The 11389-nt window shown below is 59.8% G+C and carries 13 protein-coding genes and 1 pseudogene; 11 read left to right on the plus strand and 3 right to left on the minus strand.

All coding sequences use genetic code 11. The features are described from left to right. Both JZX89_RS19275 and JZX89_RS19280 read right to left on the minus strand, forming a co-directional pair. Positions 1 to 206 (minus strand): annotated as a pseudogene (locus JZX89_RS19275) (recombinase); the annotation flags it as partial. An 18-nt stretch (positions 207 to 224) separates the two neighbouring features. Then, on the minus strand, positions 225 to 944 hold the full coding sequence (locus JZX89_RS19280) for a GntR family transcriptional regulator (RefSeq protein WP_046802150.1): 720 nt from the start codon (positions 942 to 944) through the stop codon (positions 225 to 227). Positions 945 to 1141: 197 nt separating this feature from the next. Here JZX89_RS19280 and JZX89_RS19285 point away from each other — a divergent pair, with 197 nt between their 5' ends. The 10 genes from JZX89_RS19285 to JZX89_RS19330 all read left to right on the plus strand — a co-directional run bounded on the left by JZX89_RS19285 (position 1142) and on the right by JZX89_RS19330 (position 10466). After that, positions 1142 to 1975: a substrate-binding periplasmic protein gene (locus tag JZX89_RS19285; protein WP_207135056.1), complete on the plus strand. Its 834-nt coding sequence runs from the start codon at positions 1142 to 1144 to the stop codon at positions 1973 to 1975. 67 nt (positions 1976 to 2042) lie between these two features. Next, complete coding sequence (locus JZX89_RS19290) at positions 2043 to 2825, plus strand: amino acid ABC transporter ATP-binding protein (RefSeq protein ID WP_046802149.1); 783 nt, start codon at positions 2043 to 2045, stop codon at positions 2823 to 2825. A gap of 9 nt (positions 2826 to 2834) precedes the next feature. Next, positions 2835 to 3497, plus strand: a complete 663-nt coding sequence (locus JZX89_RS19295; protein ID WP_207135057.1) for an amino acid ABC transporter permease — start codon at positions 2835 to 2837, stop codon at positions 3495 to 3497. A 9-nt stretch (positions 3498 to 3506) separates the two neighbouring features. Further along, on the plus strand, positions 3507 to 4172 hold the full coding sequence (locus tag JZX89_RS19300; RefSeq protein ID WP_207135058.1) for an amino acid ABC transporter permease: 666 nt from the start codon (positions 3507 to 3509) through the stop codon (positions 4170 to 4172). A 25-nt stretch (positions 4173 to 4197) separates the two neighbouring features. After that, complete coding sequence (gene dapA, locus JZX89_RS19305) at positions 4198 to 5076, plus strand: 4-hydroxy-tetrahydrodipicolinate synthase (protein WP_174374755.1); 879 nt, start codon at positions 4198 to 4200, stop codon at positions 5074 to 5076. A gap of 57 nt (positions 5077 to 5133) precedes the next feature. Then, positions 5134 to 6372, plus strand: coding sequence for an NAD(P)/FAD-dependent oxidoreductase (locus JZX89_RS19310; RefSeq protein WP_369809571.1), 1239 nt, complete (start codon positions 5134 to 5136; stop codon positions 6370 to 6372). A 35-nt stretch (positions 6373 to 6407) separates the two neighbouring features. Beyond that, positions 6408 to 7883 (plus strand): aldehyde dehydrogenase family protein, encoded by a 1476-nt coding sequence (locus JZX89_RS19315; RefSeq protein ID WP_207135060.1) that lies wholly within the window; start codon positions 6408 to 6410, stop codon positions 7881 to 7883. Positions 7884 to 7894: 11 nt separating this feature from the next. Beyond that, positions 7895 to 8929, plus strand: coding sequence for a proline racemase family protein (locus tag JZX89_RS19320; RefSeq protein ID WP_207135061.1), 1035 nt, complete (start codon positions 7895 to 7897; stop codon positions 8927 to 8929). Positions 8930 to 8937: 8 nt separating this feature from the next. Next, positions 8938 to 9696 (plus strand): SDR family NAD(P)-dependent oxidoreductase, encoded by a 759-nt coding sequence (locus tag JZX89_RS19325; RefSeq protein WP_207135062.1) that lies wholly within the window; start codon positions 8938 to 8940, stop codon positions 9694 to 9696. Between the two features lie 14 nt (positions 9697 to 9710). Then, positions 9711 to 10466: an SDR family NAD(P)-dependent oxidoreductase gene (locus tag JZX89_RS19330; protein WP_207135063.1), complete on the plus strand. Its 756-nt coding sequence runs from the start codon at positions 9711 to 9713 to the stop codon at positions 10464 to 10466. 284 nt (positions 10467 to 10750) lie between these two features. Here the strand turns inward: JZX89_RS19330 and JZX89_RS19335 are convergent, their stop codons facing one another. After that, positions 10751 to 11137, minus strand: coding sequence for a GFA family protein (locus tag JZX89_RS19335; protein ID WP_207135196.1), 387 nt, complete (start codon positions 11135 to 11137; stop codon positions 10751 to 10753). Between JZX89_RS19335 and JZX89_RS19340 the strand changes: the two genes are divergently transcribed. Continuing rightward, the gene (locus tag JZX89_RS19340) at positions 11047 to 11286 is read left to right on the plus strand and encodes a hypothetical protein (RefSeq protein WP_153515625.1); all 240 of its coding nucleotides are present in this window, start codon (positions 11047 to 11049) and stop codon (positions 11284 to 11286) included. The genes JZX89_RS19335 and JZX89_RS19340 overlap by 91 nt on opposite strands. The last annotated feature ends 103 nt before the right edge of the window (positions 11287 to 11389 follow it).

The raw sequence follows: 11389 nt of genomic DNA on the forward strand, positions 1-11389 counted from the left end.
AGCTTTTTTTGTTTCTGCTCCGTGTCGATCTCACCAGCCTCCAGCCTCTCGATGAAATCCGCATGCACTTCGGCAACAAAACGGCGTTCCATCAAGTCGAGAACGTCCATCTGCGCGAGGATGCTGGCGATCAGGCCGTGGACTTCGAGGGTTGCCGGCTGGTGGCCTGGGGCCATCGCTTCTGAAATTGTCCCGACGAAGCCCATGCTGTTGATGCTCAGTATCTACTCCGCAGCTCGCAATGGACCGAGCGTGACATCCGTTGTGTAGTTCTCGCGCATGAAGTTGATGAAATTGTCCTGGAACTGCCGCGTGTGAGCGTGGGCCAGCTCGTCAGCCAGATCGATATTCCGATCGCGGACGGCCTCGAACATCTTGGTATGCTCGTCAGTCAGGAGATAGCCTTCGTGGGTTCTCTCAAGATACTCGAAATGCAGATGAAGCATACGCTGTCCCTGCGAGAGAAGCTTCTCATAGAAGGACGCGAGATATTGGTTCTTGCCGGCGTAGGCGATCGCCATATGGAATTCTTTGTTGGCCTCCGACATGGCGAGGTGGTTTCCGGTCTTGACCGCGGCGGCGAACGCCTTGTCGCGCTTTGCGATAACCTTGAGGTCGGCGTCCGTTCGTAGCGCCGCTGCCAGCCGCGTGTTCATCCGCTGGGCGATATCGAGCGCCTCCACGTACTTTGGAAACGTCGCGACTTCGATCGGGGCGACGATCGTGCTGCGGTTCGAAAGTGTTACGACCAGCTCGTCCGAGCCGAGACGGATGAGAGCTTCGCGCACCGGAGCGCGGGACATGTTGAAGCGCTCTGCGAGCGTCGTCTCGTCTAAGAGCTGGCCCGGAGGAAGTGCGAGCGAGAGAATCTCATTTCTCAGGCTTTCATATACGCTTCGCGAGCCGGTTCCGCGCGCCCGCTTCGTTTCAGTCTCGTCAGACACTTAGGTCCCTTTCTTTCGCAATGCGGCATTGGGCCAGAAAACCCCGCTGCTCGCAATGTAATTTTTTCGCTTGACTTTGTCGACACGCTGTTGACATTTTATCTTCAGTCGACACCAAGCCGACAGATAAGAACAAAAGAACGGCTGAAGCCGACGAGTGGAACAACGCGCTTCGCGCACAGCAAAGAGGAATGCCGATGCTTTCGAAGATGATAACGTCCGCCTTGCGGGCGATGCCCGCGCTCGCCCTGGTGGCAGGTCTGTCCGCCACCTCTGCCCACGCCCAGACCGCCGAAGGATACTGGCAGGGCGTCCAGAAGGCCGGCGTTCTGAAATGCGGTGCGGCCGTCGCCCCGCCTTACATCATGCGTGATCCCGCGACTGGCGAATACTCGGGCTTTTACGCCGATCTTTGCCGTGAATTCGCCGACGCCCTCAAGGTCAAGCCTGAGTTCGTCGATACGACCTGGGACAACATAGTAGCGGGCCTGCAGGCGAGTAAGTGGGACGTCTCCCTGGCGCTCAACCGCACTCCGGCGCGCGCCATGGCCGTCCAGTTCTCGATCCCGGCGATGGAGTACCAGATTTCTCTCGTCTACAACAAGAACAACCCGAAGATCCCGCAGGGCGCAACGTCGGTCGCTGACGTTGACAAGGCTGGCGTCACGATCGCCGTCATGTCGGGTACCGCGCAGGACAAGGCCATTTCGGCCGCGGTCAAGACCGCCACGATCATGCGCCTGCCGGGCAACGACGAGACGCGCCTGGCGCTGACGTCCAAGCGCGCAGACATCCTGGTTGATGCCTCCGACACCAATTTGCTTCTGACGCAGGCGAATCCAGACTGGGCGGTCGCACTCAGCCCGACGCCGGCTCTCGCCAAGCAGGGCGTTTCGTTCGGCCTGCCGCACAACATGTCTACGGCCGATGTCGAAGTGGTCAACATCTTCCTTGAAGAGAAGGTCGCAACGGGTCACGTCAACGATCTGATCAAGAAGGCGGTCGATCAGGTCCTCAAGGGCTCGAACTAACATCGCCAACAGCGCTGACGCCTATTGGTCGGCGCTGTCCCGCACTCGATGTAAACCGAGATCGGCCATGACCATGTCTTTCAATTTACCTCTCGTTAAAATGCAGGCCTTGCACAAGAGCTACGGCGACGGTGCGATTCAGGTGCTCAGGGGCATCGACATCGAAATGAAGCCCGGCGACCGCGTCGTCGTCATAGGCCCGAGCGGCGGCGGCAAGAGCACGCTTCTCCGCGTCATGATGGGCCTCGAACAGATTGACAGCGGTTCGATCAGTTTCGACGGCAAGCCTTACATCTCTTCGGAAGGGCCAGCCAAGAAGACCCTCATCGACACCAACGTTCGTCGTTCGATCGGCATGGTGTTTCAGCACTATACGCTGTTCCCACATCTCAGTGTCATCCAGAACTTGATGCTCGCACCATGCAAGGTCCGGGGCGAACCGAAAGCGTCGGCGCAGGCCCGTGCGCAGGCTCTCCTTGAGCGGTTCGGCCTAGGCGCGAAAGCCAAGGCCTACCCGGCCCAGCTATCGGGCGGCCAGAAGCAGCGAGTCGCCATCGCGCGCGCCCTGATGCTCGATCCCAAGCTGATGTTGTTCGACGAGGTGACTTCCGCGCTCGACCCGGAACTTGTCAGCGAAGTCGAGCAGGTGATCATGCAGCTCGCCTCGCAGAACATGCCGATGATGATCGTCACGCATGACATGTGGTTCGCAAAGAACATCGCGTCCCGCGTCATCTTCTGTGCCGGCGGCGTCGTGGTCGAAGACGGTCCGCCCGAACAGGTGCTCGGTTCTCCGAAGGAGGAGCGCACCAAGGAATTCATCGACCGCGTTTTCCACATCAAGCAATAGGAGGTGGCGATGAACTACACGTTCGACTTTAACTCCATTTCCTTTGCGCCGCTTTTGCGGGGGCTGGTGGTATCGCTCGAGCTGACGGTCGCTGCGAACATCATAGGCGTTATCGCCGGCTTCGGCCTCGCCCTGCTGCTGATGAGCCCGTACCGGCTCCTTCGCATGCCGTTCATGCTCTTCGTCGAGTTCTTCCGGTGTACGCCTGCCATCGTCCAGATCGTGTGGATCTTTTACTGCGTGCCAATGCTGTTCGACGTCTTCCTCGATCCAATCACGATGGGGGTGATGGCGCTCGGCCTCAACCTCACAGCCTTCAACGCCGAAGCTTACCGCGCGTCGATTCAGGCGGTTCCCAGGGAGCAGCTCGACGCCGGGATCGCGCTGGGGCTCAATCCTTGGCAACGCGTTCTCTACATCGTGTTTCCGACCGCGTTCCGCGCCTCGGTTCCGGTGCTTTTAACAAACGGCATCGTCATCTTCCAGCAGAGCGCGCTCGTCGCCATCGTTGCAATCGCCGACCTTATGTATGAAGCGAAATCGCTTGCCACCGAAACATATCGTCCGATCGAAACATTCACCGTCGTGGCCCTCATCTATTTCGCCGTGTCGTTCCCCGTCACCCAGATCGTCGGGTTTCTGGAGCGCCGCCGTCAAATGCTCTCAAGCTAGGAGGTTCATATGTCGCTTGATTTCTCCGTCCTCGCAAGGTTCGAACATGCGCTCCTTCTCGGGCTCATGACGACGTTGGAGCTCACGGCGGTCTGTATTTTGTTGGGATGCATGCTTGGCTTCCTTGTCGGCCTGGCGCGAACATCGCGCAGCACCTTTCTTCGCCTGATTTCCGGAACCTACGTCGAGTTCTTCCGCGGCACGCCCGTGCTCATCCAGCTTTTCTGGATCTTCTTCTGCCTTCCTCTGATCCTGGGCGTCGAACTCTCTAATTTCGCCTCCGGCGTCATCGCCCTGACGCTCTACATGGGAGCGATCACCAGCGAGACGTTTCGCGCCAGCCTCAAATCGATCGGGCCTGAGCAGAGGGATGCATGCGTCGCCCTCGGTCTGCCGTCGTGGGTGCAGGTGACCAGCGTCATTCTTCCCCAAGCCGTCCTGCGCGCGATCCCGACGCTTCTGTCGAACTGCGTCAGCCTCTTCAAGGAGAGCGCACTGGTCTCGGCGGTCGGCATGGCAGACCTGATGTTCGTCAGTCAGAACATTTCCAACAACACGGCCAGGCCTGTCGAAGTGCTCACCGTGGTCGCTCTCATCTACTTCGTCATCGCTTTCCCGGTCACACGAGCAGTCACGCTCGTCGAGGGACGTATCCTCAAGAAACTCGCAATCTAGCGGCCCGTTACAGGAGAACAATTCCATGAAACTTTCCGGCGTCATGCCTGCGCTCATCACCCCGTTCGACGCGAACGGCAAGGTCGATTTTAAGGCCTACGAAAAGCACCTGACTGCGCTGCGTGCCGCCGGTGTCACGGGCTGGGTCCCGATGGGCTCGACTGGCGAGTATTCCGCCCTTTCCAACGACGAGCGCCTTGAAGTGCTCAAGTTCGTGAAGGACTTTGCGAATGACGGCGAGATCCTCATCGCGGGCACTAACGCGCCAGCCACCCGAGAGGTCATCGAGAACACGTTGACGGCCAAGGAAATCGGTTACGACACGGTGCTGCTCGCAACGCCGTTCTACACCCGTCCGACGCAGGACGAACTCCTCTCACACTTCAAGACGGTGCTGAAGGAAACCGACGTCAATCTCGTTCTCTACAGCTACCCCTACAAGGACGGCGTTGAGATTGGCTTCGACATCCTGGACGCGCTCGCCGACGATCGGCGCGTGCTGGGGATCAAGGAAAGCTCGGGATCCCTCCAGCGCGCCATCGACATCCATTCGCGTTACAGTGGCCGCATCGACCTCGTATCCGGTTCGGATGACATCGCTCTCGACTTCATGTTCTGGGGTGCTGACTCCTGGATCTGCGGACCCGCCAACTGCATGGCGAAGGCCTGCGTTGACCTCGACCGGACCTTCCGCTCGGGCGACCTGAAGGCCGCGCGGGAGAAGATGATCGTCCTCTATCGCGCGATGAACATCCTCGAAAGCGGGAAGTTTGTGCAGAAGGTGAAGTACGGCTGCGAGCTGCAGGGGCTTCCGGTAGGTATCACCCGCGCTCCGCTCGGAGAGCTGACCGCCGAAGAGAAGGCCGAATTCAAGGCTGCGATGCAGCCGATCCTGAATTGGTAAAAGATGCGGCCGGCCGGGACAGACCTCCGGCCGTCTTCCCAAGACCGAGGAGCTGAAGTGTCTCAAACTATCGTCGTTGGCGCCGGGATCATCGGCACAGCAATCGCATACCAATTACAGCGTCGTGGCGAGACCGTGGTGCTCCTTGATCGCAACGAGCCGGGGACGGGCGCGTCCTATGGCAACATGGCGAGCATTGCCGTGACTGAATTCATGCCTGCGTCCCGTCCGGGAATCTGGGTGCAGATGCCGGGATGGATACTCGATCCCGAAGGCCCGGTTCGTATTCGACCCTCCTACATGCCAAAGCTTATCCCCTGGTTCCTGCGCTTTCTATCAGCCAGCCGACCTTCAAAGCTTCGCGAGCTGGAGTCGGCGGGCGCTGTCCTGTGCCGTCGCGTCTACGAAGACCTGGATGCGCTACTCGACGAGACCGGCCTCCGGCACATGATTTCCGCCGAGGGTTGCCTCAGCGTCTACACCGACGAGGCCGAGTTCAGAGCCGACCACGAACATATCGAAATTCTCGACCGGTTTGGCTTTCGATATGAAGTCCTTGGCAGCAACGCCATTCGCGACCTCGAACCTGCGATCACCACGAAGATTGGCAAGGCGGTGCTCTTCCCGGACAACCGGTCCATAACCAATCCCTATGAGCTCGTCGTAGCGCTTGCGGACCAGTTCAAGACGCTGGGCGGTTCCGTTCAGACCGGCGAGGTCGTGGGTTTTGAACATGAAGGCGGTGGCGTCAGCGCCGTGGGCTTGAAAGACGGACGAAGGATTGAAGCGGGTAGGGTGGTTCTCGCCGCAGGGGCATTCACTGGGCGACTGTCGGCCATGCTCGGCGAGCCGATCCCCCTCGAGACCGAGCGCGGCTACCATACGCAAATCCAGGCGCCCGGCGTCTCCATGCGTCACTCTCTCATCTGGCCGGCTCGTGCCTTCATGGTCACGCCGACCGCAGGAGGCATCCGTGTTGGCGGCACGGTCGAGATGGCGGGGCTGGACGCCGCCCCTGACTACCGTCGGGCTAAGGTGCTGGTGAAGCGGGCAAGGGAAGCGCTTCCCGAGCTGCAGGTGGAGGGCGCCACGGAATGGATGGGCCATCGGCCGGCTATGCCCGACACGGTGCCGGTGATGGGCCGGTCCGCAAAGAGAACGAATGTCTGGTACGCAACGGGTCACGGACATCTTGGCCTGACTTACGGGGCCACCACAGCCCGTCTGATGACGGATCTCATTACGGGCGCTGCGCCGCCCGTTGACATGAAACCCTATCGCGTCGACCGGTTCTAAACCGGCTGCGACCAACGAAGGCAAGGGAACTGACAATGCGAACCGAACTCTATATCGATGGTAAGTGGGCGAAGCCGGTCAAGGGTGGCTCTTCCACCGTGACGAACCCGGCGACCGAGGAAGTCATTCAAACGATTGCTTCCGCCACGGCCGAAGACGTCGACATCGCGGTGAAAGCTGCTCGCCGGGCGTTCGACAAGGACGGTTGGCCTAAGCTCACGGGAGCGCAGCGCGCCAAGTATCTGCGCGCGATCGCGGACGGTATCCGCGCCCGGCAGTCGGAGATCGCCAAGCTTGAAGTCCTCGACAATGGAAAGCCGTTTCCCGAAGCGGACTGGGATATTGCGGACGCGGCCGGTTGCTTCGACTTCTACGCGGACCTCGCCGAGCAGCTCGACAACAATCCGGAAGAAATCATCGCGTTGCCGGACGATCGCTTTACATCCAAGGCGGTCAAGGAACCGGTCGGCGTGGCCGGCGCGATCATCCCCTGGAACTTCCCACTTCTGATGGCCGCCTGGAAGGTGGCTCCGGCCCTAGCGGCAGGATGCACGATCGTCCTGAAGCCTGCAGAACTCACCTCGCTTACGGCGCTTGAGCTTGCGGCGGTCGCAGATGAGGCGGGGCTTCCTCCGGGCGTCCTGAACGTCTTGACCGGCACCGGCTCGGTCGCCGGGCAGGCCATCATTGATCACAAGGGCGTCGACAAGCTGGCCTTTACGGGCTCTGGCCCGGTGGGCTCGAAGATCATGGCCGCCGCTGCGCGCGACATCAAACGCATCAGCCTCGAACTCGGTGGCAAGTCGCCATTCGTGGTGTTCGAGGACGTGGATATCGACGACGCGGTCGAGTGGGTCATGTTCGGCATCTTCTGGAACCAAGGACAAGTCTGCTCCGGCACGTCGCGCGTTCTGGTCCAGGATACCATCTACGATCGTTTCATGGCCCGATTGGTCGAGGAGACGAAGAAGATCAAGATCGGTAACGGCCTCGACGAGGGCGTGCTCCTTGGACCGCTCGTATCAAAGAAGCAATATGAGAACGTCGTCGCCGCGATCGAGGGCGCGCGAAAGGCGGGAGCTACCGTCGCCAGCGGCGGCGAACGTCCGGAAGGCTTTGACAAGGGCTACTACCTGCAGCCAACGATCCTCACCGACGTGCCGCTGGATAGCGACGCCTGGATCGAGGAGATTTTCGGACCGGTCGTCTGCGTCAAGCCGTTCAAGACCGAGGACGAGGCGATCGAGCTTTCGAATGATTCCCGTTTCGGTCTCGGAGCGGCCGTGATGTCGAAGGACGACGCTCGCGCCGAGCGCGTCGCAGCCGCCTTCCGCGCCGGCATTGTCTGGATCAACTGCTCGCAGCCGACATTCACGGAAGCGCCATGGGGCGGCTACAAGGAATCGGGTATCGGCCGAGAACTCGGACACTGGGGTCTCGAAAACTACCTCGAGACCAAGCAGATCACCAAGTACGTGACCAACAAACCCTGGGGCTGGTACATCAAGTGAGGCCAGTGAGCATGGAATTCGGAAAGCACCTCGACCTTATTCTGGTTCATTGCCAGGGAGAACTTGGCCACGTCCTCGTCGGCGGCGCTCCGGAAATCCCCGGAGCGACCATGCTGGACAAGATGAACCATATCAATAACGTGGACGATAGTCTTCGCAGGTTCGTTACGTTCGAACCGCGTGCCAACGTCGCCATGTCGGTGAACCTGCTGGTCGCCCCGACACGGCCGGACGCCGACGCCGGCTTCATCGTGCTTCAGGCTGATCGCGCTCATCCCATGTCTGGCAGCAATTGCATCTGCGTCGTAACTGCCCTTCTCGAGAGCGGCCGCATTCCTATGGTCGAACCTGAGACGACCGTCAGGCTGGATACACCCGCGGGCTTGATCGTGGCCCTGGCCCGCTGTGAGAACGGTCGTTGCGTCGGTGTCAGCCTCAACAACGTGCCGAGTTTTGCAGAGCTGCTGGACCATGAGATCGACACCCCGGCGTGGGGACGCATTAAGGTCGATATTGCGTTCGGCGGCGTCTACTACGCCTTGGTGGACGTTGGGCAAGTCGGCCTCACGATCGCGCCCGACAACGCCCGAAAGCTCGCGGAGGCAGGGATTGAACTCAAGTGGCTTCTTGCCGAGCAGGTAAGCGTGTCGCATCCGACGCTCCCTGGCGTCGACGAGATCGCCTACGTCATGTTCCGTGACAACGAACCGGACGGTGCCGTACGCACTTGCACCACACTCCAGCCGGGACGCGTCGACCGCTCTCCGTGTGGCACTGGAAGCTCGGCGAATCTCGCAACGCTTCACGCGCGGGGTCTCGTCACCGTAGGCGATGCGCGGACGTCCAGATCGATTATCGGCGGTGAGTTCATTGCCGAGGCAATCGGAGAGACCGAGATTGGCGGTCGCAAGGCCGTGCTTCCAAGTATCACAGGGCGTGGCTATGTGTACGGTCGAACCGAATTGCGAGTGGAAAGTGATGACCCGTTCATGACGGGTTTTGCATTGTCGGACACTTGGGGACCGCAGGTCGGCCTCCTGAAATGAGGTGAGAGATGACTAAGGCACTCGAAGGGCAGAACGTACTCGTGACCGGCGCCTCGGGCGGCATCGGCGTGGCTGTCGTCAAGCAACTAGCTGCTGAAGGCGCTCGGCCGATCATCCACTACGGGCGAGGCATCACGAGTGCCGAGCGATTGCTTTCCGACATCGGCGAAGTTGGCTGGATCGTGCAGGGTGACCTTTCATCTGACGAAGGCCCCTTCGAACTGTGGGAGAGATCCCTGGCGGTGGCGGGAAGGATCCATGCGCTCGTGAACAATGCAGGGATCCGTACCGAAATCTCCATCGAGGCTTCCGCTTCGGACTGGAAGGCCGCCTGGCAACACGAGTTCCAGATCAACTTTTTCGCCGCCGCGGATCTCTCCAAGGAAGCTATCCGGCACTTCAAGGCGAACGGCGGTGGGCGCATCGTCAACATGGCGAGCCGGGCAGGCCAGCGCGGCTATGCGGCAGACGCGATGCCGTATGGATCGACGAAAGCTGCCCTCGTCAATCTGACAAAGTCGATCGCCCATAGCTTCGGCCCCGATGGTGTGACTGCGATCGCGATCGCGCCTGGATGGGTACGCACCGACATGGCGGAAGAGTTTATCGCGGCGCATGGAAAAGCGGCGGCGGTATCGGACATTCCGATCGGCGAGATGGCCGAACCGGGCGAAGTCGCCGAACTCGTTGCATTCATTCTACGGCCGGGACAGGCGTCGCTTAACGGCGCGACACTCGACGTCAACGGTGGAAGCTATATCAGATAACTGGGAGAGATTCCATGAAACGGTTTGAGAACAAGGTTGCGATCGTGACGGGTGCGGGCGGCGGCATCGGCTCTGCGATCGCGCGTCGCTTGGCGTTGGAAGGCTCGTTGGTCGTGGTCACCGACGTAAACGAAGAGGCGGCTCGGGAAGTTGTGAAGGGCATCGAGGCGGAAGGCGGCACGGCACTCGTGATCGCTGCCGACATCTCGAAGAAGGATCCGTGCTTCGATCTAGTCCAGAAGGCATTCGCTCTCAAAGAGCGGATTGACATCCTTGTCAACAATGCAGGCATCAATCGGCGCGGAAACTTGCTGTCACTGTCCGACGAGGACTGGGACATCAGCTTTACTGTAAACCTCGACTCGATGTTCCATCTCTGCCGGGCTGCGCTACCGCATATGATCGCCGGGGGTGGCGGGGCGATCGTCAACACCGCTTCGCAGTGGGGACTTTATCCGGCCCCGAACCACATCGCCTACAACACGACCAAAGCCGCCGTCGCCGCGTTCACGCAGAACCTTGCGCGCGACTACGCACCGGACAAAATCCGCGTAAACGCCGTCTGCCCAGGTGAAATCCATACGCCGATGCTCGAAGCCGGCGTTAAACGCTCGGGGCGGACGATGGCCGACCTCGACAAGATGGTTCCGTTCGGCCGGATCGGCAAGCCTGAAGAGGTTGCTGCGCTTGTCGCCTTCCTTGCCTCCGATGAGGCGGCGTTCATGTGCGGTTCGCTTGTCGAAATCACCGGCGCACAGGCCGTGGCCTGAACTGCCTCGGTGGCGACAAGGTGGCTTACGGCGGCCACGACTGCTACGATCAGGCCGCTGGAAATGGCTGGGCGGGAGCTGTTGTTGGTTTCGGGACTGAAATCCGACGGCAGCCGTCTGAGGTTCCATAGTAGTGGTTATGGCGCAGCCGATAAACTCGCAACGAATTCGGCTGTTTCCAGTGGCTTAGTACGCGATGGGCAAGGGTCGGAGGTTCAGATCCCTTCAATAGCCATTGTGTGTAACCTCCTGAAAGCTCGTGCTGAAGCCTTCGGCCTTCATCTCTATCCAGAATCTCGAAAAGATAGAGAAACCCATGTATGGCGGGTCGCTTCATACACGCTCTGAGTTGGTTCCATAGCATCTGGGTCTTCAAAACAGCCCAAGGCGATAGCGACGAGGTTAGGCCGAAATTCCGGTATCCAGTAGACGGTTGATCCGCAAGTGGGGCAAAAACGGAACTCTAGGCGCTTTCCGCTATCTCCAGGTCGTATATAGGTTTGGTGTTTCCCCGACGCCCTGATTTGATCGGTAGCATAAAACACTGCGACACCGAACGCTGAACCGGTACGATGCTGGCATGCACGACAGTGACAAACGGATATCTTATGGGGTTCGCCGTTTGTCACCACTGTTAGCTGATGACATGAACAATGGGCTAGGCGCACAATGTTGCTCCCAATTCCAAATTTTTTTGATCCTGAATATGCGCGATGACGACGATATCGGAGCGGTCAGCTTTGAGCAAATTGACATTCGCAAGGTCGTACCGATCATGATCATCCTTGCGGTATCCTACACTATTCCGTTGCCGGTGTAGTCGCCAGCTTTATTGCCGCATCGAGCCGCCCACCGCAGGCGCGGTCCTGCGATATCACATAAGCGACCAGATAGGGCGCATAACACGGACGAGGGTGGGAACC

This window comes from Agrobacterium burrii, assembly GCF_017313405.1.
Classification (GTDB): Bacteria; Pseudomonadota; Alphaproteobacteria; order Rhizobiales; family Rhizobiaceae; genus Agrobacterium; species Agrobacterium burrii.